Source organism: Polaribacter sp. PL03, from assembly GCF_033875165.1.
GTDB lineage: Bacteria > Bacteroidota > Bacteroidia > Flavobacteriales > Flavobacteriaceae > Polaribacter.
Genome location: NZ_JAWZSV010000005.1, coordinates 285,459 through 308,108, shown reverse-complemented (window position 1 = coordinate 308,108; position 22,650 = coordinate 285,459). Strand labels below are relative to the sequence as shown.

The window sequence follows — 22,650 nt, the reverse complement described above, 5'->3', positions numbered from 1 at the left end:
TCCTTTTTAAGACTTTAAAAATTCTTTTATCATTTTACAAAAGAAATCTTATTTACCTAATTTTTAAACAAATAAGTAATATTTTAGTATCTAATAGACGAATACGTTATCGTAAAAAAAGAACATTGTAAACCATTATTTTAGAAACTTTAACGATTTTTGTAAGTCAAAATAAACAACCAAAATTATGATTGTTAATACCGAATTAGAACAAAAAGGGAATTTATTTCCTTCAGAAATAATAAAATATAAGAAAGATGTAGATACGTTGCATTTTTCAACAAAAAACGGAGTTGTATTACAGGTTACAGTTGTAAGAGACAGTGTTATTCGTTTTAGATACAGTACAACTGGTAAGTTTGAAAACGATTTTTCTTACGGAGTTACTATTCATGCAAGTAGAGGATATAGTTTTTTAGATGTAACAGAAGACGAAACACACTATATTATTACAACTTCTAAATTAATTTGTAAAGTAGAAAAACTAAGTTTACAAGTAAGTTTATTTGACGCTATCGATTTAAAACTGATTAATGAAGACGAGATAGGTTTTCATTGGGAAGAAAGTTATGAGTATGGCGGAGATATTGTAAAGATGAGTAAAGCTTGTCAGAAATCTGAAAGTTTTTATGGTTTAGGAGATAAACCTGTAGATGTAAACTTAAAGGGTAAACGTTTTGAAAACTGGGCAACAGATTCTTATGCATTTGGTAAAAATACAGATCCTATTTACAAAGCTATTCCTTTTTACACAGCAATACAAGATAATAAATCTTACGGAATCTTTTTTGATAATACATTTAAAACACATTTCGATTTTGCACATGAAAGAAGAAATGTAACTAGTTTTTGGGCACAAGGAGGAGAAATGAATTATTATTTCATCTACGGACCAAAAATGGAAGACGTTGTTAAAAATTACACAGATTTAACAGGTAAACCTCATGCATTACCACCTTTATGGGCTTTAGGTTTTCATCAATGTAAATGGAGTTATTACCCAGAAAGTAACGTAAAAGAAGTTACAAAAACCTTTAGAGACTTAAAAATTCCTTGTGATGCAATCTATTTAGATATTGATTATATGGATGGATTTCGTTGTTTTACTTGGGATAAAAAATACTTTCCTGACCCAAAAAGGATGGTAAAAGAACTTGAGGACGATGGTTTTAAAACCGTTGTTATTATAGATCCAGGAATTAAAATAGATGCAGATTATGACGTTTTTAAAGAAGGATTAGAAAAAGATTATTTTTGTAAACGTGCAGATGGCCCATACATGAAAGGAAAAGTTTGGCCTGGAGAATGTTATTTTCCAGATTATACAAAACCAGAAGTTAGAGAATGGTGGTCTGGTTTGTTTAAAGAATTAATTGAAGATATTGGCGTAAAAGGTGTGTGGAATGATATGAACGAACCAGCGGTAATGGATGTTCCTAACAAATCTTTCCCAGACGACGTTCGTCATGATTATGATGGAAACCCTTGTTCACATAGAAAAGCACATAATATTTATGGAACACAAATGGCACGTGCAACATATCATGGTTTAAAGAAATATGCATATCCTAAAAGACCTTTTGTAATTACAAGATCTGCGTATTCTGGTGCACAACGTTACACTTCTACTTGGATGGGAGATAACGTTGCAACTTGGGAACATTTAGCAATAGCTAATAACCAAGCACAAAGAATGGCGATGTCTGGTTTTTCTTTTGCAGGTTCTGATATTGGTGGTTTTGCAGAACAACCACAAGGAGAGTTATTTGCTCGTTGGATTCAATTAGGAGTTTTTCATGCATTTTGTAGAGTGCATTCTTCGGGAGATCATGGAGATCAAGAACCTTGGGTTTTTGGTGAAGAAATTACAGATATAGTAAGAAAATTTGTAGAATTAAGATACCAATTGTTACCTTATTTATACACCGCTTTTTGGAAATATATAAATGACGGAACACCAATCTTAAAATCTTTAGTTCTATATGATCAAGAAGATACCGCAACACATTATAGAAGTGATGAATTTGTTTATGGTGAGCAAATTTTAGTTTGCCCAATACAAGAACCAAATGCCAAAGGAAGAAGAATGTATGTTCCTAAAGGTAAATGGTACAATTTCTGGACAGACGAAGTAGTTGAAGGAGGAAAAGAGGTTTGGGTAGATGCAGAGCTAGACAGTATGCCTATGTTTATTAAAGAAGGTGCTATAATTCCTAAATATCCTGTTCAACAATATGTTGGTGAAAAGAAATTTGATGAAATTACTTTAGATGTTTACTATAAGGAAGGTAAAGAAACTTCAAAACTATATGATGATGCTCATGATGGGTATGATTATAAAAAAGGAAGATTTAGTTTACGCACCTTTAAAGTAACAGGTAAAAAAGAGGAATTAATTCTACAACAACACAAACGTGGAGACTTTAATGCCGACTATAGCAAGTTTAGAATTGTATTTCATAATTTGCCTTTCGAAATTACCTCTATTCAAATAGATAATGTAGAAATAGAATTAGAAAATGTAAATGCTTCTAAAACTCAAGCTATCACTATAAATAAGGAGTTTACAGAATTACATTTGTTTGGAAAATAATTGTATCGTATCCCTGAATTCAGGGATAGGTGACCCTGAATTCAGGGTCACTAAAATTACACTGTTTTCAGGGATTGTGAGATCAATTTATCTACTATATATTTGTAGTGTTAGTAGATCTGATTTCCCCCACATTGTATAATTAATTAAGATTTAGTAATAGCATATTTGTTAACTAAAAAAAGCGATTAAAAGTTTCCCCCCTTAGAACTTTAATCGCTTTTCTTTTTTACTAACTTTTGTTACTCTCTAAAATTATTTTCTCTTCCTTTTAATTTTTATATTAAATCATAACAATAATTTCTATAATAGATACCCAACTCTATTTTTTTATTCATCATAAAAATAGTTGTTATTCCTATTAATTAAGGACTATGATAATAATGTATATTTTTAAATTAAAAACGCTCTACTTAAAAAGTTGCTTTAATTTATATCACACAAGAAATAGCACAAATAAAAAAAGCCTCAGAAAAAAATCTGAAGCTTTATATTTATGTAAGAGAAACAATTTTTAGATTCCGTCGCTCAAACTTTTTAACTTTTCTGTATTTTCTGCCAACATTAACTCATCTATAATTTTTTGAATATCTCCATTTAAGATGTTAGGTAAATCATATAGAGATAAACCTATTCTATGATCTGTAACTCTACCTTGAGCATAGTTATAAGTTCTAATCTTAGCACTTCTATCTCCAGAAGAAACCATAGAACCACGTTTTAGGGCATCTTCTGCATTCTTTTTAGCCAACTCCATATCATATAAACGAGAACGTAAAACTTTAAAAGCTTTTTCCTTATTTTTATGTTGAGATTTTTGATCTTGACATTGCGCTACTAAACCTGTAGGTATATGCGTTAAACGAACTGCTGAATACGTTGTATTTACAGATTGACCACCAGGACCTGACGAACAGAAAAAATCGATTCTTACTTCTTTAGGGTTAATCTCAACATCAAACTCTTCTGCTTCAGGAAAAACCATACATGTAGCTGCTGAAGTATGAACACGACCTTGAGTTTCTGTCTGTGGTACACGCTGTACACGGTGCACACCAGCTTCAAACTTTAAGATTCCGTAGACATCATTTCCAGTAACTTCAAACTGAATTTCTTTAAACCCACCATTAGTTCCTTCAGAATAATCTACCGTAGAAACTTTCCAACCTCTACTTTCGCAATATTTAGAATACATTCTAAACAAATCTCCAGCAAAGATACTAGCTTCATCTCCTCCTGCTCCTGCACGTAATTCTACAACAGCATTCTTAGAATCTTCTGGATCTTTAGGTATTAATAAAAACTTTATTTCTTCTTCTAATTGAGGTATTCTAGTATTGGCATCGTCAATTTCCATCTTCGCCATCTCGTTCATTTCTGCGTCAGAACCATCTGCAAGAATTTCTTTTGCCTCTTCTATATTGTTTGTTAAGGCCTGATATTCATCACCTTTTTCAACAACACTACCTAAATCTTTATATTCTTTCATCAATTGCGCATAACGCTTCTGATCCATGATAACTTCTGGTTGAATGATCAAATCAGAAACCTCATCGTAACGTTGCTTTACAATTCTTAATTTATCTAACATCTTCTACTCTTTTCTTGGATTGCGAATTTACAATTTTTATCGGAAAGTTAAATGTTTCGTTTTGAGTATATTTGAAGAAATCTAACTAAAACTTATGAAACGCTTTTTAATAATTTGCTCTTGTTTATTATTTTTTTCTTGTAGCTCTTAAAAAGCAAAACTTAAAAAGCCTACTTTTTTATTGGGAGAATGGGTTCGTGTTAATAATAAAGATAGTCTTACAACCTATAAAACTTGGCAAAAGATTTATCTGGTGTTGGTTTAACATTAAAAGGAACGGACACTACTTTTTTTGAAAAAATGAAAATTATTCAGAAAAATGATACATTATACTTAGAAGTTAATGATGTTAATGATGTTAATGAAAAACCAACATTTTTTACTTTTACAAAACAAACTGACACCTCTTTTGTTTCTGAAAAAACCAAAAATAAATTCCCGAAAAAAATAAAATATTATTTAGAAAATGAACAGTTAAAAGCAAAAGTTTCTAATACAGACTTTAGTATTGAATTTATTTTTGAACGATATAATACTAAGTTTTTATAATAAAAGAAACTTCGAAACATAAATTTTAAAATTACTTGAAGACAAGATATAATAGATCTATTAAAATAAAAAAAACTCCAATTACTTTAAAAGTATTTGGAGTTTTTAATCTTATTTATATTTTAAGTTATTTCGTTTTTTTCTAATATTCAAAAACACCAAACTCACTTTTAATGGTAAGTTTTTTAGTTTCTGAAGCCTCTACGCTACCAACTATTTTTGCATCTACATTAAAAGATTTAGAAATTGCTATAATATCTTGTGCAACTTCTGGAGATACATAAATTTCCATTCTATGGCCACAATTAAAAACTTGGTACATTTCTTTCCAATCTGTTTTAGATTGCTCTTGTATTAGCTTAAATAATGGTGGAATTGGAAACATATTATCTTTTATAATATGTAATTCATCTATAAAGTGTAAAATTTTAGTCTGAGCACCACCAGAACAATGAATCATTCCGTGAACTGTTTCTGAATTAAATTTCGATAAAATTTCTTTAATTATTGGCGCATACGTTCTTGTTGGAGACAATACTAATTTACCTGCATCGATAGGAGAATTTTCTACTTTATCTGTTAATTTAGTATTACCAGAATACACCAAGTCTTCAGGAACAGCAGCATCAAAACTTTCTGGATATTTTTCTGCTAAATATTTATGAAAAACGTCGTGTCTTGCAGATGTTAATCCGTTAGATCCCATTCCTCCATTATATTCAGTTTCATAACTTGCTTGTCCAAAAGATTCTAAACCAACAATTACATCACCTGCTTTAATGTTTGCATTATCAACAACATCTGTACGCTTCATTCTTGCAGTTACTGTAGAGTCTACAATAATTGTACGAACTAAATCGCCCACATCGGCAGTTTCGCCACCAGTTGAATGAATAGTAACACCAAAACCTTTTAAATCTTTTATTAATTCTTCTGTTCCGTTTATAATTGCAGATAAAACTTCGCCAGGAATTTTACTTTTATTTCTACCAATAGTAGAAGATAACATAATGTTATCTGTTGCACCAACACATAAAAGATCATCAATATTCATAATTAATGCATCTTGTGCAATCCCTTTCCAAACAGAAATATCGCCAGTTTCTTTCCAGTACATGTAAGCTAAAGAAGACTTTGTTCCTGCTCCGTCTGCATGCATTATTAAACAATAATCTTCATCATTTGTTAAATAATCTGGTACAATTTTACAGAATGCTTTTGGAAACAAACCTTTGTCTATATTCTTAATTGCATTGTGTACATCTTCTTTAGATGCAGAAACACCTCTTTGGGCATATCTTTTAGAAACTTCTTGACTCATTTTGTTGTGTTGTAGTTGCTGCAAATTTAACTTTCTTTTGTTTGCCATCATAAAAAAACCAAATGATTTTTATCATTTGGTTTTTAGAAGTTCGTTTTCATCTAAATTTTATTCCCAATCTGGCATTATAGCATCTGAAAATAATAAATCTCTAACATCTACAGAAGCTACAAATTCTAAGTCTACCTTATAAATATACTTCAATGATAACCCGTCATTAGAAGTATTTACAAAAATAATTTCTGATTCATTTGGTGAAAACCTAGGATCTAAATCTAAAGTACCTGCTTCTTTATCTACAGATAAATCGTTTGTTGTATCGCTTGCAAAATTATAAACAAAAATATGTGTGTCTAATTGTCTATTATCTGTGGTTTCAAATTCTGAAACATCATAAGAATATAATAGTAACTTATTATCTGTAGAAATATTAAGACCACCAACAGCACCTTTTACTCCTGTTAATACTGTTTTTAAAATGGTTCCTGCCATATTTATGGTATATATTGATGCATTATAACCTGTTACATTATTTGTTTTTAATGCAATTACAGATCCATCGTTACTCCAATCGCATTCGGTTATAAAACTACCATCTGAGGTTTCAAATATTTTTTGTAATCCACTACCATCCTTATTTATACTATATAACTTATTGTAGCTTGGGTAGATAATTTTCTCTCCATTTGCAGACCAAGAAAAATCGATTTCATTTAAGTTAAAACCAGCTACAGGAACACCAGAAGATACTTTAAAAACATTAGACCCATCTTGGTTCATGGTATATAGATGAGTTTCATTATTTGAGGTTCTTAAAAATGCAATTAAACCTGAAACCTTATTCTTTCTAGGCCTCCAACTATTTACATCTAAAGATGTTAATTTAACAATATTTTCAGATTTACTTGTTACATCATTATAACTAGAAGAATAAATACCATTATTCCCGTTAGAAAATTTCTTAACAAACAAATATCTATTTTCTGGGTTTACTTTTGTTTTAAATGAACTAACAACACTTAAAACTTCATTATTAATACTATCTGTGGCTGCTATTTGCCAGAAATACTTTGTACCATATTTTAAATTAGAAACTACATAAGAAGTATCTATTAAAGATGCTACCTTAATAACATCATTATTGCTAGAATTTTTAATTTCTAATCTATATGTTATAATATCTAATTCTGCATCTTTTGATGACCAAATTAACTCTAAAGAAAGTGCTTGTTCTTCACTACCATCTGTTGGTGTAATTAATACAGGTGTAGAAGGCGCTTTATTTAAAAAGGTATCATCATCCATTTCGAAAATAACATTAACATCTAAACCTGTAGTTATTGTTGCTGGTTGAAAATTTGTTAAATATCCTTCTTTTATTGCGCTAACAGAATAGTCTCCCATTTCTATATCTTCTATCTTAAAATAGCCATCTACATCAGAAAAAACGGTATTATTAGAAGGGCTTAATGTTATTTTAGCATTTTCTAAAGGAATAAAACTACTTCCTTCAACAACTCTTCCTGTTAAGTTACCTAAACCAACCACACTTACAGTATCCTCACTGCAGCTAATAGATAAACTTAAAGCGAGTAACATTAATATTTTGTATATATATTTCATTTCTCCTTTTTTAGTTATTCAAAAATTGCAGATTTCACTTTTTCTTTTGGTCTTCCAAAATAAAAATTTAGTCCAACACCAACTCTCCAGTAATGGTCGTTTCTTTTTCCGTTAATCATTCCATCTAAATTATCTGAAAACATTAAATTTTGTTCACCAAATATTTTAATACCTACATTATTTGTAGGTAAATACTCTAAACCTGCTCCATATTGAAATTTACCTAGCGTATTATCTAAATTAGAAAGAGAAGAAACTACACCCAAACCTCCATATACAAAAGGAGTAAAATTGTCATATGGTAAAACACTGTATTCTAAATTCACATCAGATGTAATATAATCTTGTTTATAAATTGACTCATTTTCGAGTTTCAAATATCCTATTCCAATATTTAAACTAAAATCTGGCTTTTTTAAAAATATTTTTATGTCAGAACTCATCGTTAAACTAGTCTTTGAATCTGGATAATCACCATCCATAACTGCTGTACCTGTAGAAAAACTTACTGCAACTTTACCTCTTCTATCTTCCATTTTCCTATCAAGTAATATTGTTGATTCCGCTTCTGCTTCTTCTTTATAATATTTCTCTTTTATAAAACCTACAACAGGTTTGCCTCCTTGTGGTTTCCATAAACCATCTATAATTCCTTCGATAATTAAATTTTCTACGGCTTTATCAATTGCTTCTTTAACTGCCAATTGTGCTGGTTCATTTTTAGTAATACCGGTTTCCACTTCTAACAATTTTTTTAAACTTACATACCTAAATAAATTAGCAGATAACCCTTGCGATAAAATTGTTTTTGAAACATATACATTTTTTAAAATTTTACCATTCAAAGTAGAAACAGCTCTTAAGTATATGGTAATTCTATCTTCTCTATATTCTGTAGATCCGCCAGCCCCAAAATATCTTGCACCAGAACCACCAGTAATAATATTAGAATCATATGAAATAACGCCACCTTCTAAAATAATACCCGCAAATAATAATGGTGGTAGCGCAGTAACTTGTTTGCTACCAGAATTAGCAGCATATTCTTGTCTGGTAGATCTAATAATTTGTCTTTCATTTAACAAATTTCCTATATTTTCGCGTTCTATTGGTGCAAACCATTTAGAATCTGCTAATGATTTTAATAAAATAGATGTACCGCCTTGAGTAACTGCTGTACTAAAGGTAGAACCGTTTTCTACTAACTTATATTGCCCTGTTTGGTCTCTAAACTTATAGACACCAACTACCATTTCTTCTACTGGCAAAATACCTGTTATAATACTTTTTACTGAAGTATTCTCTCCTATTCTAGCCTTACTAGTTTTAAATGGTTGATTAAAAAAAGTACCACAACTTGTAAACATTAAGATGAAAAGTAAAAATAAACCTCGTGGGTAAATCTTTCCCATAAATAATTTTTTATATTAATTAGGAATTGTTATTTGCGTTTGATCTCCTGTAGTAGTATCTAAGATATTAATAGACAAACCACCTGTTGCTGGTGTAATATCTACCACTAACGTACCAAAAACATATGTACCAACAGTTAATCCTTTCTCACCAAACTCTTGCGTAAACAAATCGCGTGATAGGCTGTTTAATAATTGGTTATTTAAACTTTCTTTAAAATTCTCTAAATCTGTTTTTTGACCTAAAGTACTCGTAGCACTTTCCTTAAAACTATTTTGCGCATTGGCACTTGCCAACATTTGTTGGTAATTAAAAGTATCTCCTCCAAAAAAAGGATTCATTGGCTTATAAACTAAACTTTGCGAAAACATAAGTGATGGAACACCTATAAATAATGTGATTATAATTATTTTTATTTTTTTCATTAGTAAGGGATGTATTAATATTTGTTATTTTTAAATAGTATTTTTTGTTGAATTGAAAATTGATTAATTTTTTGCAAACTTATTTTAACAGAAGATTTTAGAAATTCTTCATCTGGCTTACTCACAAATTCATGAATTCGATTGTCATTAATTTCAACAGTTATAATACTACTTCTTCCAAAATATGGTTTTTCTTTTATATTAATGATAAAAGAATATAGACTGCCCGATGTAGAATAATTTTGATAAAAATAATCGTAAAAATCTTTACCAACCTTAGTAATAACATCTTCAACAACAATTCCTTTTATTCTAAAATCACTTTCTTTAACAACTTTTTTCTGTGTTTGTTGTTTCTTTTTTGAAAGCACTAAAAGTGAATCTTTTGAAATTAAAATTTTATTTTGTTTTATAAAAAGGTAAGCTTTAACCTCTTCATCTTCATTTAAATTTATTCGTAACTCTGTTATACTTTTTTTCTCATTTGCTAATAATGAAAATTCTCCTTCTTCTTTGTTTGTAGAATAATTTCCTGAATTATTTTTTTTTAAGGCTACTAAATTATAGGATAAGCCTTCTATAAAAAAAGATTCATTGTTTGTAATATGAGCCTTTATTACCAACATATTATCCTTTTCAATTAAATTAATTTTTCCTATTACAGCATCTTTTTTTTGCGCAAAAACAATAGTATTAACAAGTGAAATAAAACTTAATAAAGTAAAGACTAAAAAATGCTTCATTTTTTTAGTTGTTTTTTATTACCAGCGTTTTGTAGTTTGTCTTCTGAATAATACTTAAATTTTTTATCAAAGAATTGTCTCCATAAATTTGAAGAGAATTTGAATTTCCTTGTTGTATAATATTCAAGTTAGAAACACTACTGTTATAATAGCTAATAAATTGGTACTCATTATTGTTTCCTATTTGAGTTACAGTTTGATTATTCTTAACATTACTACTAATATTAATTTGATTATTATAACCTACTTGGTTCAATAAAAGCATGCTGTTTTGAGATTGAACAACCAAAGGATCTATAACTTTTTTTAATAATAGATTAGCTTCTTTACTAGATTTAAAATATTGTTTAATTGCATAAGTATCTGCATTTACTTGCTGTGCATTCGCTTTTAAAGAAAATAAATGAACAACAAATAATAAAATAAATAATGTGCTAATGTAGTTTTTCATGACACTTCTAATTCGAGAAAAAAAAAGGGGAGAAAACTCCCCTTTCAAAATTCTATTAAAAAAATATTCGATTTCTATTTATAAAAAAGAAATATTAGTTTTGAATAACAACAGCTAAGTTAGCAGCACCAGTTTGTGTAATAGTACCAATATGGCTAGTTCCTGTTGAAGAAATACCAGCTAAATTATTGTCTCCTGTTTGGTAAATAGACCCTAAATTAGAGACTCCATTTTGCAATACTATTGCTCCATTAGAATTTCCTTTTTGTAAAATTAAAGATTCATTTCTTATACCACCTTCTTGGTTACTTATTGCTACATTATCGTCACCTAATTGGTAAGTGTCTGATTTTTGTAAATTTCCTACTCCTTGTGTTTGTAAAGAATAATTACCATTACCTTCTTGTTCTAAAACAGCTCTAGATTGGCTCTCTTGTTGAGACTCTCCGTAGTTATTATTCCCTGCTTGTCTAAAGTAACTTACACCTGCACGCCCAGTTTGGTTTTGTAAACTTTCATTCTCATTACCTACTTGATCTACAAATGCAGAATTAGAACCACTCCAAGCATGAGTTAAGTTTTCACTTTGAGTTATAGTTGCCTTATTTGAGTTACCTAATTGCCCAATACCTGCACTACCAGAACCAGCAGTTACACCATCGTAACCAGCTTGAGAAATACTACCTACGTTATCATCTCCAACTTGTGTAACACCTTGAGCCATCATTGTTCCAGATGAACCTGCAGTTCTCCAAACACCATATTTTGTAATCGTATTATCAAATCTATTACCAACAGAAGTAATAGTACCTTCGTTGTTATTACCTGTTTGCATAACAACACCTGCGTTGTCATTTCCTGTTTGAGTTATTGTCCCTTCATTTCCTGTTTGAGCAACAGTAATTGCTCCAAATGTTAGCGCTAAGGCGCTTAAAAATACTTTTTTCATAATTAATAATTTTAATTTGTGTTAGGTTAAAATTTAAGCAGGCGGTATTCTCATATAATTATACGACGTAATACGTTAATGCTTAAAAAGCATAATGGAAAAAAAAATTAACGGAGGTAAATGTATTTTGAGGGAAGTATTAAAATACTATACATTTTCATCAACTCTTAAAAAAGAGCAGTAATAAATGTTATATAACATGTTTAAACGCAGTAAAGATAATATTCATATTCTAAAAAAAAAATAAAAAAAATCAGTCCATTTAATTATTACATTAAAAATAATTAAAAAAACCAAGCCAATAAAGAGAAACAAGAGTTTCATTAGAAATAAAAAACAAGAAAAAAGGGTGAAAACCCTTATTTAAAAACCAGGTATAAATACCTGGTTTTAGTTGTTTTTTAGACAAAAAAGACCTCTATCTTAAGATTTTTTATGCCAATTAGGTGTAATAAAAAAACAATCTAATTTTAATTAGATTGTTTTTATTATTATTTATATCTTAATATTATAGAATAAAAAAACTAAAATTTAACGTGTAAATAACAATTCTCTATATTTTGTAAGCGGCCATAAATTATCATCAACCATTGTTTCCAATTGATCACAATGACCTCTAATATCTACAAAAAATGGTTTTACTACATTGCTATAATATTCTGCTAGTTTTAAACCTGTAAGATTATCGCCTTTTTCCATTTCACTTTCCATTTTAATAACCAAAGCATTAATTTGAGTGATATGATTAGAAATAATCATGATTAATTCTATTTGTTCTTTTGCAATATTTTTATAATCTGCACCAAAAATTTCTTTTAAATTCTTCGTGTTTTCTAATAAGGTATTCTGGTAAAGAATTGCCGTAGGTACTACTTGGTTTCTCGCAATATCACACAAAACTCTACCTTCTATTTGTACTTTTTTAGTGTAAGATTCTAAGTCTATTTCATAACGAGCCTCTAATTCTACTTTGCTCATCACCTTCATTTCTTCAAATAAATGAATTGCTTTTTTAGAAATTTTTACTTTTAAAGCTTCTGGTGTTGTTTTGTTATTACTTAAACCTCGTTTTACAGCTTCTTTTTCCCAAGCTTCACCATAACTATCTCCTTCAAAACGAATTGCTTTAGAGTCTTTTATATACTCTCTTAAAATATTAAAAACAGCTTCATCTTTCTTTAGATCTTTTTCATCAATTAATGCATCAACTTCAATCTTAAATTCTTTTAATTGTTTTGCAACAATTGTGTTTAAAACAGTCATTGGTATCGCACAATTTGCAGAAGAACCAACTGCTCTAAATTCAAATTTATTACCTGTAAAGGCAAACGGAGACGTTCTGTTTCTATCTGTATTATCTAATAAAATTTCAGGAATTTTACCAATAATATTCAATTTTAAATCTGTTTTTTCTTGTGGAGATAACTTTCCTTTTGTTACGTTTTCTAATTCATCTAAAACTGCAGATAATTGGCTACCAACAAATACAGATATAATTGCTGGTGGTGCTTCATTTGCTCCTAAACGATATTCATTACTTGCAGATGCAATAGAAGCTCTTAACAACTCTTCATACGTACAAACAGCTTTAATAGTGTTTATAAAAAAGGTAAGAAATTGTAAATTCTTCATAGGTGTTTTCCCAGGACTCAATAAATTAGTTCCGCTATCTGTAGCTAAAGACCAGTTATTGTGTTTACCAGAACCATTAATACCTGCAAATGGTTTTTCATGAAATAAAACTTTAAATTTATGTCTTCGAGAAACTTTTTGCATTACGTCCATTAACAAAGAATTGTGGTCTACTGCTAAATTAGCTTCTTCGAAAATTGGTGCAACCTCAAACTGATTTGGAGCTACTTCATTATGCCTCGTTTTTACAGGAATACCCAACAACATACATTCTTGCTCTAAATCTTGCATAAAACTCATTGCTCTTGCAGGAATTGTTCCAAAATAATGATCATCTAACTGCTGTCCTTTTGCAGGAGAATGCCCTACTAAAGTTCTACCCGTTAATTGTAAATCTGGTCTTGCAAGCACCAAAGCATCATCAATTAGAAAAAATTCTTGTTCCCAACCAAGAGTAGCACTTACCTTACTCGCATTTTTATCAAAATATTTACAAACAGCAGTAGCATGCGTATCAATTTCTTGTAATGCTCTTAATAATGGCGTTTTATTATCTAGTGCTTCCCCTGTATAGGCAACAAAAATGGTAGGAATACAAAGTGTTGTTTCATAAATAAATGCTGGTGAAGTAGGATCCCAGGCAGTGTAACCTCTTGCCTCGAACATATTTCTAATTCCGCCATGTGGAAAACTAGAGGCATCTGGTTCTTGTTGCACTAGTTGTTCTCCATCAAATTTTTCCATTGCTAGACTTCCGTTGATAGATTCAAAAAAAGCATCGTGCTTTTCTGCAGTTGCTCCTGTAAGTGGCTGAAACCAATGTGTATAATGAGTTGCCCCTTTAGACATTGCCCAATCTTTCATACTTACAGCAACTTGGTCTGCAATCTTTCTGTCTATTTTAGTTCCATGTTCAATTGCATTCATCACACTTTCATAAGCAGCTCTCGTAAGATACTGTTGCATAGCGTGTTTATTAAAGACGTTTTGACCAAAAAGTGTTGATCTCTTTTCATTTTGAACTACTTTTATAGGACTTCTATGCAGTGTTTCTTGTAATGCTCTAAATCTAATCCTTGACATATTACTAATATTTTCTACTTATTTTTAACTTTAAACAAATATACCCTTTAGAAATTAGGGATAAAATTATTTTTTAATGATTTTAAATATTTTACCCCTCATTTTTTTGATATCTACATAAAATAATTCATTTTTGTATCAGAAACATCACACAAACAAAAATATTATGGCTAAAATTAAATTAGAATACATTTGGTTAGATGGTTACTACCCAACTCAAAACTTAAGAAGCAAAACTAAAGTTGAAGAACACGAAGATTTTAAAGGAACAGTTGAAGAATTAGGTCTTTGGTCTTTTGATGGATCTTCTACAAAACAAGCTTCTGGCGGTGCATCTGATTGTATTTTAAAGCCAGTTGCTATCTATCCAGATCCTACTCGTAGAAACGGATGGTTAGTAATGACAGAAGTTATGAATGCAGATGGAACTCCTCACGTTTCTAACGCACGTGCTACTATTGAAGATGATGATAACGATTTCTGGTTTGGTTTCGAACAAGAATACTTTATTATGGACACAAGTACTGATTTACCATTAGGATTCCCAAGAGGTGGTTACCCAGCTCCACAAGGAATGTACTATTGTTCTGTAGGTGGTAAAAATACTCATGGTCGTGATTTTGTTGAAAAACATGCAGATTTATGTATTGATGCAGGTTTAAATTTTGAAGGTATTAACCAAGAAGTTGCATCTGGCCAATGGGAATACCAATTGTTTGCAAAAGGAGCAAAAAAAGCAGGAGATGAAATTTGGATTTCTAGATATTTATTAGATCGTTTAACTGAAGGAAAAGGAATGTACATCGAGTACCACCCAAAACCATTAGGTAACACAGATTGGAATGGTTCTGGTATGCATGCTAATTTTTCTAATACAATATTAAGAACTTGTGGTTCTAAAGAAAAGTATATCGAAATTTGTGAAGCTTTCCGCCCATTAGTAAAAGAACACATCGAAGTTTATGGTGAGCATAACGAACAACGTTTAACAGGAGATCACGAAACTGCATCTATTAACGATTTCTCTTGGGGAATTTCAGATAGAGGAGCATCAATTCGTATTCCAATTATCGCTGTAGAAAAAGGATATAAAGGATGGTTGGAAGACAGAAGACCTTCTTCAAACGGAGATCCATATAAAATTGCTGCAAGAATTATTAAAACTGTAAAACCAGTTAAATAATTACTAATAGCATAAAATATTAAAAAGCACTTACAGTAATGTAGGTGCTTTTTTTTTATATAATTATTTTGGGCGTTACCAAAGGTCGGGCTTTCCGTTATATCTTTTTTGTCTCTTGCTATCGCAAAAAACAAAAAAGGATGCCACTGCAATCCCTAACGCAAAAAAAAGATACAACAAAAGCAGTTTCGTATTTTTAAATACCATCTTAAACAATTGCTTTTAATACCCGTAAAACAACATTAAAATAGTACACTGTACACAATATGGTTAACTATTACGTACTTCTTATATGAGTAAAAATTACCAATTACCTTTTCTGATTAAATTATATAATTCACCTTAAAAATAGCCACCGGAAGTGTTTTCAACATTACAGAAAACAACTAATTAGCTTGGTCACGTAAAGGAGAAAATGGATTTCCTAAAATCACAGAATTAAAACGACTTATTAGAGACTTTACCGTCCCAGAAAGAAACCTAAGACATATCTACAGAAAAAAAAACGCCAACAAATTAATGCTGGCGTTTTTTATATTTTACATGCCCTGTATTTAAAGAACCATATAAATAAACAATGCATATCCTAAAAACAAAAATGCGCCTTTAAACCTGCTTAAAACAAACTTCTTAGGCAAAAAGACTAACAATAATAAAACAGCTGCAAAGCCTAACATCCAAAAAATATCTCTAGATAAAATTTGAGGTTCTGTTACTGGTATTTCTTTAATAATAGACGTTAAACCTAACACAGACGCTATATTAAATATATTAGAACCTATTAAGTTTCCTAAAGAAATTGCTTTCTCACCTTTCATTGCAGCAATAACAGAAGCTGCTAATTCTGGCACACTTGTACCAATTGCAATCATAGTAATAGAAATAACACCTTCACTTACACCTAAATTATTTGCAATGTCTTTTGCTCCTTCAACTAAAAACTCTGATCCAAAATATAAAGCTAAACCACCAATTATTAGCCATAAAAATATTTTACCATACCCAATAGAAGCCAAAGCGTCATCTACTTCTTCTACAGAAACCTCTTCCTTTCTGGCATTTCTAATTAAAACAAATAGAAAAACCACCAATCCTACAAGAAGCGTAATACCTTCTAACTGACTTAAAACATTATCATTACTTAAAAAATAATACAGAACTACAGAAAAAAGCATCATTACAGGCCAATTAAGCTTATAAAAATCTTTACTAACCGCTATAGGACCAATTATAGCCGTAATACCTAAAACCAAACCAATATTAGCAATATTAGACCCAATAACATTATTTATTGCAATCGCAGGAGAACCATCTAATGCAGCTTGCAAACTAACAAGTAGTTCTGGCGCAGATGTAGCAAAAGAAACTACAGTCATACCAATAACCATTTTAGAAATATTTAGCTTAAAAGACAAGCCTATAGAAGATCTTACTAAAAACTCACCACCAAGAACTAATAGTATTAGTCCAATAATTACATAAAAAATACTCATAAATATTATTTTCTACGAAGATACATTTTTATCACTTTAAGATGAAAAGAAAAGATGAAAAGCAAAAAAACGCGTATTTAAAAGACTAATATTCCTTTAATATCCAATTTACACAAGATTACACCCTTTACTTCCTAACATTTTTAATAATAAAAACAATATTAAGTTTCATTTAAAAACTTTAAACAAGGAAGTGTACTTACACTTATAAACTAAAATTAACTTTTTAGTTATAAAAGTAAAATTAAATTAAAGAATAACTCTTAAACCCTTTGGATATAAGACTTAAATCTATATATATTGATAATATAATTTCGAAATTACCCCATATTATTAACCTTTTAAAACTATTATTATGATACACATTATAACTAAAACCGTTAAAGATATTGCAGACATTATTTTCTCTATTATCTTCTAACCCCAACATATAAAACAACTCTTACCATTAAGAGTTGTTTATTTTCATTAAATTTGATGTAGAATTAAAATGAATGAAAAAACAAGTTTTTAAAATACTTGCAAAATTTAATAAATTGATCTTACCATCTTTTACTAAAAAAGAATTGGATATATCTAAAGCTTCTAAAATTCAATTAGCAATTATTGGTTGGAGAGCTTTTGTAACTACAAACTCATTAGACTAAAATAAAAAATTATGAAAACAGAACATATTACCATATTTTCAGGATCGTCAATAATTGTAAAAGGACTTCAAATTAGATTAGAAGAAAGTAACATAGGCTCTATTATTAAAGACAGAGTGGAATCTGCAAGATTAGGAGGTTTTGGAGAACACAGAACAGCTATAGAATTACTTATCTTAAAATCTGACATAGATAGAGCAAAAATTATAGTAGATAAGTACAAAGAAGAAATAAATTCATAAAAAAGCACTTAAGATTTCTTTGTTCCAAAAAATGATATTATATTTGCACCCGCTTAACGGCCATGTGGCGCAACTGAATAGCGCACTTGATTACGGCTCAAGAGGTTGCTGGTTTGAATCCAGCCATGGTCACAGAAAAAAAGCTTCCAAATTTGGAAGCTTTTTTTGTACTCCTAATTTAACTTAGGAATTTCATTTAAAAAAGGTTTTTTTATGTTAATAAGAGTAACTCTTACAAATCTTGATACCAAATAAAGATCTCAACTCTTTTTGTTTATAAGAATACATTTCTGAAGTATCTCTAATTTAAACACTAAATAACTCGAGAACAAACGATTAAAAAAACACGTTGATTACTTCCGTAGAATATTTTTCAAAAAAAAAGTAAACCCTTAAATAACTATAAAAAAATCAACAAAAAAGTGCTACAATGTTATAAAATTTAATGTACCTATGCCTTATGTATTAATTAGTAGCCTTAGATTTTTTTACAACAAAGATAAATTATTCTGATATAAATATAATAAAGAAAAAAGCACTTAAGATCCCCCTTTCTACGCAAAAGCGTGCCCATCTCTTTTGAGGTGGGTTTTTATTTTAAAATAAAAAAGACCTTAAGCTTTCGCTTAAGATCTTTTCGTCTAACCAAACTTAGTATAAAAACTAACTACTACTATTTTTAAGAATCTTTTTAGACCCATATAACATTCCTATAACTAATAACAAAACCACAAAACCATCTATAGGTAAACCTGGTGGCGGCGGTGGTGGTGCTGGAGGTGGCACTACTTGTGTAAATCCTGTAAAAGGAAACACCATAACTATTAAAACTATTAAAATATATTTTATCCTCATCTTATCTTGTTCTCTATTTTAAGACACATACGATATAAAAAGTCACATGGTTTATTATAAAAAAAGAAAAAACTTGAGATTTCTCTCAAGTTTAGCCTAAATATTGTCTTAATGCAATTCTATGTTCCGGAAGACTTTTATCATAATCTTCTACAACAATCTCTAGTATTTCTGGCGGTTTAAAACCTATATCCTTTTTCTGAATATATTTAGAAACAAACAAATTATATTTTAAATTATTTTTTTCAAAAATTAAAAAATGAGTTTCATTTAATTCTGTGAAACAAATTTCATTTCCAGAAAAAGCATCAGATTCATCTTTAAAAAAATCTGAAAACTCAAAGTATTTAAATACGTTTTCCATAATTATATTAATTCTGCAGATAAACCTAATTGCAATAACTTAGAACATTTAGGTTCTAAATCTTTATACTCACCAGATTTTACGGTGCACTTGCCCTTATAATGTACTAAAGTTGCACATTGTTCTGCTTGTTCTAATGTATGATCACAAACATCTATTAAAGAATCTATTACATGATCAAATGTATTTACATCATCATTATGTAAAACAATTTCATGTTGAAAAACTTCTTTTTCTAAAACATCTACCTCTTCTTGAATTTTTTCTTTTGTGCTCATACTATAAAAATAAAATATTTTTTCTTATTTATTGTATTTTAATGCTACCCAATTATTTCTTTGAATAAAAGTTTCTAATTTTAAGCCATGTTTAGAAACTTCTGCATCTATTACAGGAATATCTTGTTCATAAAAACCACTTAATAATAAAACACCGTTCTTATTTAAACAATTAGTATACACTTTCATATCCATTAAAAGAATATTTCTATTAATGTTGGCAATAATAACATCGTACTTTTTATTTACTAAAAGAGATGAATCTCCTTCATAAACGGTAATGTTTTTACAATTATTGCGTGCTACGTTTTCTAATGAATTTTCATAACACCAATTATCAATATCTATAGCATCTAATGGTTTTGCTCCTTTCATTTCAGCAAAAATTGCTAAAATTCCAGTTCCGCATCCCATATCTAATACTTTTTTATTTTCTAAATCTAATTTTAACAAATGCTGAACCATCATATGGGTAGTTTCATGATGCCCTGTACCAAAACTCATTTTTGGTTCTATAACAATATCGTATTTTAAATTAGGGTTTTCATGAAAAGACGCACGAATACTTACTAATTCATCTACTTGAATTGGAGTAAAATTCTTTTCCCATTCTGAATTCCAGTTGGTTTGAGCAATTTCATTTTGGTTGTATTCAATAGAAAATTCCTCTGATTTTAAAACAAAAATATCTTCTAAGACATCTGCCGTCCAATCTGTTTTCTGAATATACGCTGTTACTCCGTTTTCATTTTCTACAAAACTTTCGAAACCAACACTTCCTAATTCTGCAATTAGAATTTCTGTAGCCGGTTCTTTTGGTGAAACTGTAAAATTGTACTCTATATAAATATTATCCATAAATTATTAAATCAAAAAAAAATGCATCGAGATTAAAAAAATCTCGATGCAAATTTATTGGTTTTCTTTGGAAATTACCTAATTAGATCGCATTAATAATTCCTGTAAAATCTTCTACTTTTAAAGCTGCTCCACCAATTAGCCCACCATCTACGTCTGGCTTAGAAAAAATCTCTTCAGCATTTGCAGGTTTTACACTTCCTCCATACAATATAGATACTTTATCTGCTACTTTTTTATCGTATTGTTTCTCTATAATACCTCTAATAAAAGCATGCATTTCTTGTGCTTGTTCTGGGCTAGCAGTTTCACCTGTGCCAATTGCCCAAACAGGCTCATATGCCAAAATAATATTTTTCCAATCTTTTGCTTCTATATGAAATAAACCATTTTTTAATTGGCTTTCTACAACTGCAAAATGATTTTCAGATTTTCTATCTTCTAACAATTCTCCAAAACAGAAAATTGCTTCCATTCCTTTTTCTAAAACTGTTGTTACTTTTTCTGCTAAAGCAGCATCCGTTTCATTAAAATAGGTTCTTCTTTCTGAGTGTCCTAAGATTACAGTTTCAACACCAATTGCCTTTAACATATCTGCAGAAACCTCACCAGTAAAAGCACCGTTAGAAGCTTGGTGCATATTTTGCGCAACAACTTCTATTTTAGATTTTTTTGCAGCTTTTACAGAAGACGCCAAATTAACAAATGTAGGAGCAACAATTACACGTGTATTCTTAAGTTTTGTGTCTTTAATTGCTTTTTTTAATTTTTTTATTAATTTTTTACTTTCTTCTTTGTCGTTATTCAACTTCCAGTTACCTGCAACAATCTTAGTTCTCATAATTATAATTTTAAAGCTTTTTACAGCTATCTGTTCAATATTTAATTCTGATGTAAATTTAAGAAATGGAATGTTAATTTGTAGTTGGAAACGGAAATAGTTACTAAAACGATTTATATAACTATTTTTAAAGCTTCTTCTATTAAAGAATCTGAAGCGCCTGTAGCTTTAAAAAGTGTTATTTTTCCTACCTCATCAATTACCATGTACCTAGGAATCCACCCTAAATTTATAAAATCTACAAAATCACCATCTTTCATTCCTTTTGGTAAATTGTAATGTTCTCCTTGTATACGAAATCTTTTAATCCCTTTTTTCCATGCATTTTTACTTTTATCAACAGATAAAAATAAGAATACAACTTCTGGGTATTCTTTCTGAAGGTTTTTAACACTTGGTAAACCTTTTATACAATCTCCACACCAAGAAGCCCAAACATCAATTAAAACCTTCTTCCCTTGGTATTTCTTTAAAACATCTTTTACCGAAAAAGATCTATTATCTATACTATAAACTTGATCATTTAAAGCCAAATCAGAAAATACTGTAGGTTTTTCTAAACTACAACTTGTAAATACAATTATAAATACTAGTATTATTTTTTTCATTTTTAAAAAGGTTATTTTCAAATTATTGTCTTCTTTACTTCTTAAAACTTACAAAATAACTTCTAAATTAAGTATTTTTGTACAACTTTATAAAAATTATGACAACACAAGAATTAGTAGCGCAAATTAAAAAGAAAAAATCATTTTTATGTATAGGATTAGATGTCGATCTAGACAAAATCCCATCACACTTATTAGATGAAGAAGATCCTATTTTTGCATTTAACAAAGCTATTATAGATGCAACGCATCATCTTTGTGTTGCTTACAAACCAAACACCGCTTTTTATGAAGCTTATGGTTTAAAGGGTTGGAAATCTCTAGAGAAAACAATTATATATCTAAATAAGAATTATCCAGAAATTTTTACCATTGCAGATGCAAAACGTGGTGATATTGGAAATACCTCTACGATGTATGCAAAAGCTTTTTTTGAAGATCTAGCTTTCGATTCTGTTACAGTTGCACCTTATATGGGAAAAGATTCTATAGAGCCTTTTTTAGCTTTTAAGAATAAGCATACAATAATGCTTGCATTAACTTCGAATGAAGGTGCTTTTGATTTTCAAACAAAAAAAATAGCAGAAAAAGAAGTTTACAAGCATGTTTTAGAAACTTCTAAAAATTGGAAAAATACTGAAAACTTAATGTATGTTGTTGGTGCTACAAAAGCAGAATACTTTAAAGAAATTAGAAAAATAGTACCTAATTCTTTCTTATTAGTACCTGGTGTTGGCGCACAAGGTGGTAGTTTAGAAGACGTATGTAAATATGGCTTATCAGAAAATATAGGACTTCTAATTAATTCTTCTAGGGGAATTATTTATGCTTCTAAAGAAGATAATTTTGCAGAAAAAGCAGCTGAGAAAGCAAAAGAATTACAACAAAAAATGACTCAATTTTTATAG

The 22,650-nt window shown here is 29.6% G+C and carries 22 protein-coding genes and 1 tRNA gene; 7 read left to right on the top strand and 16 right to left on the bottom strand.

Translation table 11 applies throughout. The features are described 5' to 3' along the window. The first annotated feature begins 187 nt into the window (after positions 1-187). A complete protein-coding gene (locus SHK09_RS12575) occupies positions 188-2,593 on the top strand; it encodes a glycoside hydrolase family 31 protein (protein ID WP_319811135.1) in 2,406 nt (801 codons plus the stop codon). A gap of 514 nt (positions 2,594-3,107) precedes the next feature. Here the strand turns inward: SHK09_RS12575 and prfA are convergent. Beyond that, positions 3,108-4,184, bottom strand: a complete 1,077-nt coding sequence (prfA, locus tag SHK09_RS12570) for a peptide chain release factor 1 (protein WP_319811134.1) — start codon at positions 4,182-4,184, stop codon at positions 3,108-3,110. Positions 4,185-4,418: 234 nt separating this feature from the next. Between prfA and SHK09_RS12565 the strand changes: the two genes are divergently transcribed. Continuing rightward, on the top strand, positions 4,419-4,733 hold the full coding sequence (locus SHK09_RS12565; protein WP_319811133.1) for a hypothetical protein: 315 nt from the start codon (positions 4,419-4,421) through the stop codon (positions 4,731-4,733). Between the two features lie 142 nt (positions 4,734-4,875). On the opposite strand, the gene SHK09_RS12560 is transcribed toward SHK09_RS12565, so the two are convergent. The 8 genes from SHK09_RS12560 to SHK09_RS12525 form a co-directional block, all read right to left on the bottom strand. Continuing rightward, on the bottom strand, positions 4,876-6,054 hold the full coding sequence (locus tag SHK09_RS12560; protein WP_319811132.1) for an AIR synthase related protein: 1,179 nt from the start codon (positions 6,052-6,054) through the stop codon (positions 4,876-4,878). A 108-nt stretch (positions 6,055-6,162) separates the two neighbouring features. Further along, positions 6,163-7,677: a carboxypeptidase regulatory-like domain-containing protein gene (locus tag SHK09_RS12555; RefSeq protein WP_319811131.1), complete on the bottom strand. Its 1,515-nt coding sequence runs from the start codon at positions 7,675-7,677 to the stop codon at positions 6,163-6,165. 14 nt (positions 7,678-7,691) lie between these two features. Beyond that, positions 7,692-9,089 (bottom strand): CsgG/HfaB family protein, encoded by a 1,398-nt coding sequence (locus SHK09_RS12550; protein WP_319811130.1) that lies wholly within the window; start codon positions 9,087-9,089, stop codon positions 7,692-7,694. A 15-nt stretch (positions 9,090-9,104) separates the two neighbouring features. After that, positions 9,105-9,515: a curli assembly protein CsgF gene (locus SHK09_RS12545; protein ID WP_319811129.1), complete on the bottom strand. Its 411-nt coding sequence runs from the start codon at positions 9,513-9,515 to the stop codon at positions 9,105-9,107. A 14-nt stretch (positions 9,516-9,529) separates the two neighbouring features. After that, on the bottom strand, positions 9,530-10,258 hold the full coding sequence (locus SHK09_RS12540) for a CsgE family curli-type amyloid fiber assembly protein (RefSeq protein WP_319811128.1): 729 nt from the start codon (positions 10,256-10,258) through the stop codon (positions 9,530-9,532). A gap of 4 nt (positions 10,259-10,262) precedes the next feature. Further along, positions 10,263-10,709, bottom strand: a complete 447-nt coding sequence (locus SHK09_RS12535) for a hypothetical protein (RefSeq protein WP_319811127.1) — start codon at positions 10,707-10,709, stop codon at positions 10,263-10,265. Between the two features lie 94 nt (positions 10,710-10,803). Beyond that, positions 10,804-11,658 carry a hypothetical protein gene (locus tag SHK09_RS12530; protein ID WP_319811126.1) on the bottom strand — a complete coding sequence of 285 codons (855 nt, stop codon included), beginning with the start codon at positions 11,656-11,658 and terminating at the stop codon, positions 10,804-10,806. 531 nt (positions 11,659-12,189) lie between these two features. After that, on the bottom strand, positions 12,190-14,373 hold the full coding sequence (locus SHK09_RS12525) for a glutamine synthetase III (RefSeq protein WP_319811125.1): 2,184 nt from the start codon (positions 14,371-14,373) through the stop codon (positions 12,190-12,192). 166 nt (positions 14,374-14,539) lie between these two features. Here SHK09_RS12525 and SHK09_RS12520 point away from each other — a divergent pair, with 166 nt between their 5' ends. Beyond that, positions 14,540-15,556, top strand: a complete 1,017-nt coding sequence (locus SHK09_RS12520) for a glutamine synthetase beta-grasp domain-containing protein (protein WP_319811124.1) — start codon at positions 14,540-14,542, stop codon at positions 15,554-15,556. Between the two features lie 554 nt (positions 15,557-16,110). Here the strand turns inward: SHK09_RS12520 and SHK09_RS12515 are convergent. Continuing rightward, positions 16,111-17,049: a calcium/sodium antiporter gene (locus tag SHK09_RS12515; protein WP_319811123.1), complete on the bottom strand. Its 939-nt coding sequence runs from the start codon at positions 17,047-17,049 to the stop codon at positions 16,111-16,113. Between the two features lie 494 nt (positions 17,050-17,543). On the opposite strand from SHK09_RS12515, the gene SHK09_RS12510 reads away from it, so the two are divergent. The 3 genes from SHK09_RS12510 (at position 17,544) to SHK09_RS12500 (ending at position 18,070) form a co-directional block, all read left to right on the top strand. Further along, on the top strand, positions 17,544-17,696 hold the full coding sequence (locus SHK09_RS12510) for an SsrA-binding protein (protein ID WP_319811122.1): 153 nt from the start codon (positions 17,544-17,546) through the stop codon (positions 17,694-17,696). 11 nt (positions 17,697-17,707) lie between these two features. Beyond that, positions 17,708-17,938, top strand: a complete 231-nt coding sequence (locus tag SHK09_RS12505; protein ID WP_319811121.1) for a putative signal transducing protein — start codon at positions 17,708-17,710, stop codon at positions 17,936-17,938. A gap of 58 nt (positions 17,939-17,996) precedes the next feature. Further along, a tRNA-Arg gene (locus tag SHK09_RS12500) sits at positions 17,997-18,070 on the top strand. Between the two features lie 531 nt (positions 18,071-18,601). Here the strand turns inward: SHK09_RS12500 and SHK09_RS12495 are convergent. From SHK09_RS12495 to SHK09_RS12470, 6 genes are all read right to left on the bottom strand, one after another. Next, entirely contained in the window at positions 18,602-18,793 is a 192-nt protein-coding gene (locus SHK09_RS12495; RefSeq protein WP_319811120.1) for a PID-CTERM protein-sorting domain-containing protein, read from the bottom strand. 91 nt (positions 18,794-18,884) lie between these two features. Then, positions 18,885-19,157: a hypothetical protein gene (locus tag SHK09_RS12490; RefSeq protein ID WP_319811119.1), complete on the bottom strand. Its 273-nt coding sequence runs from the start codon at positions 19,155-19,157 to the stop codon at positions 18,885-18,887. 2 nt (positions 19,158-19,159) lie between these two features. Continuing rightward, entirely contained in the window at positions 19,160-19,435 is a 276-nt protein-coding gene (locus tag SHK09_RS12485) for an ATP-dependent Clp protease adaptor ClpS (RefSeq protein ID WP_319811118.1), read from the bottom strand. 24 nt (positions 19,436-19,459) lie between these two features. Further along, complete coding sequence (prmA, locus tag SHK09_RS12480) at positions 19,460-20,293, bottom strand: 50S ribosomal protein L11 methyltransferase (RefSeq protein WP_319811117.1); 834 nt, start codon at positions 20,291-20,293, stop codon at positions 19,460-19,462. Positions 20,294-20,375: 82 nt separating this feature from the next. Further along, the gene (gene tpiA / locus SHK09_RS12475) at positions 20,376-21,134 is read right to left on the bottom strand and encodes a triose-phosphate isomerase (protein ID WP_319811116.1); all 759 of its coding nucleotides are present in this window, start codon (positions 21,132-21,134) and stop codon (positions 20,376-20,378) included. Positions 21,135-21,247: 113 nt separating this feature from the next. Beyond that, entirely contained in the window at positions 21,248-21,742 is a 495-nt protein-coding gene (locus SHK09_RS12470) for a TlpA disulfide reductase family protein (protein WP_319811115.1), read from the bottom strand. A gap of 98 nt (positions 21,743-21,840) precedes the next feature. On the opposite strand from SHK09_RS12470, the gene pyrF reads away from it, so the two are divergent. After that, positions 21,841-22,650 carry an orotidine-5'-phosphate decarboxylase gene (gene pyrF / locus SHK09_RS12465; RefSeq protein WP_319811114.1) on the top strand — a complete coding sequence of 270 codons (810 nt, stop codon included), beginning with the start codon at positions 21,841-21,843 and terminating at the stop codon, positions 22,648-22,650.

What these genes read in the sequence shown, in the direction of transcription:
- SHK09_RS12575 (WP_319811135.1), top strand. Translation starts at nt 188, where the DNA reads ATGATTGTTAATACCGAATTAGAACAAAAAGGGAATTTATTTCCTTCA.
- prfA (WP_319811134.1), bottom strand. Translation starts at nt 4,184, where the DNA reads ATGTTAGATAAATTAAGAATTGTAAAGCAACGTTACGATGAGGTTTCT.
- SHK09_RS12560 (WP_319811132.1), bottom strand. Translation starts at nt 6,054, where the DNA reads ATGAGTCAAGAAGTTTCTAAAAGATATGCCCAAAGAGGTGTTTCTGCA.
- SHK09_RS12555 (WP_319811131.1), bottom strand. Translation starts at nt 7,677, where the DNA reads ATGAAATATATATACAAAATATTAATGTTACTCGCTTTAAGTTTATCT.
- SHK09_RS12550 (WP_319811130.1), bottom strand. Translation starts at nt 9,089, where the DNA reads ATGGGAAAGATTTACCCACGAGGTTTATTTTTACTTTTCATCTTAATG.
- SHK09_RS12545 (WP_319811129.1), bottom strand. Translation starts at nt 9,515, where the DNA reads ATGAAAAAAATAAAAATAATTATAATCACATTATTTATAGGTGTTCCA.
- SHK09_RS12540 (WP_319811128.1), bottom strand. Translation starts at nt 10,258, where the DNA reads ATGAAGCATTTTTTAGTCTTTACTTTATTAAGTTTTATTTCACTTGTT.
- SHK09_RS12535 (WP_319811127.1), bottom strand. Translation starts at nt 10,709, where the DNA reads ATGAAAAACTACATTAGCACATTATTTATTTTATTATTTGTTGTTCAT.
- SHK09_RS12530 (WP_319811126.1), bottom strand. Translation starts at nt 11,658, where the DNA reads ATGAAAAAAGTATTTTTAAGCGCCTTAGCGCTAACATTTGGAGCAATT.
- SHK09_RS12525 (WP_319811125.1), bottom strand. Translation starts at nt 14,373, where the DNA reads ATGTCAAGGATTAGATTTAGAGCATTACAAGAAACACTGCATAGAAGT.
- SHK09_RS12520 (WP_319811124.1), top strand. Translation starts at nt 14,540, where the DNA reads ATGGCTAAAATTAAATTAGAATACATTTGGTTAGATGGTTACTACCCA.
- SHK09_RS12515 (WP_319811123.1), bottom strand. Translation starts at nt 17,049, where the DNA reads ATGAGTATTTTTTATGTAATTATTGGACTAATACTATTAGTTCTTGGT.
- SHK09_RS12510 (WP_319811122.1), top strand. Translation starts at nt 17,544, where the DNA reads ATGAAAAAACAAGTTTTTAAAATACTTGCAAAATTTAATAAATTGATC.
- SHK09_RS12505 (WP_319811121.1), top strand. Translation starts at nt 17,708, where the DNA reads ATGAAAACAGAACATATTACCATATTTTCAGGATCGTCAATAATTGTA.
- SHK09_RS12495 (WP_319811120.1), bottom strand. Translation starts at nt 18,793, where the DNA reads ATGAGGATAAAATATATTTTAATAGTTTTAATAGTTATGGTGTTTCCT.
- SHK09_RS12490 (WP_319811119.1), bottom strand. Translation starts at nt 19,157, where the DNA reads ATGGAAAACGTATTTAAATACTTTGAGTTTTCAGATTTTTTTAAAGAT.
- SHK09_RS12485 (WP_319811118.1), bottom strand. Translation starts at nt 19,435, where the DNA reads ATGAGCACAAAAGAAAAAATTCAAGAAGAGGTAGATGTTTTAGAAAAA.
- prmA (WP_319811117.1), bottom strand. Translation starts at nt 20,293, where the DNA reads ATGGATAATATTTATATAGAGTACAATTTTACAGTTTCACCAAAAGAA.
- tpiA (WP_319811116.1), bottom strand. Translation starts at nt 21,134, where the DNA reads ATGAGAACTAAGATTGTTGCAGGTAACTGGAAGTTGAATAACGACAAA.
- SHK09_RS12470 (WP_319811115.1), bottom strand. Translation starts at nt 21,742, where the DNA reads ATGAAAAAAATAATACTAGTATTTATAATTGTATTTACAAGTTGTAGT.
- pyrF (WP_319811114.1), top strand. Translation starts at nt 21,841, where the DNA reads ATGACAACACAAGAATTAGTAGCGCAAATTAAAAAGAAAAAATCATTT.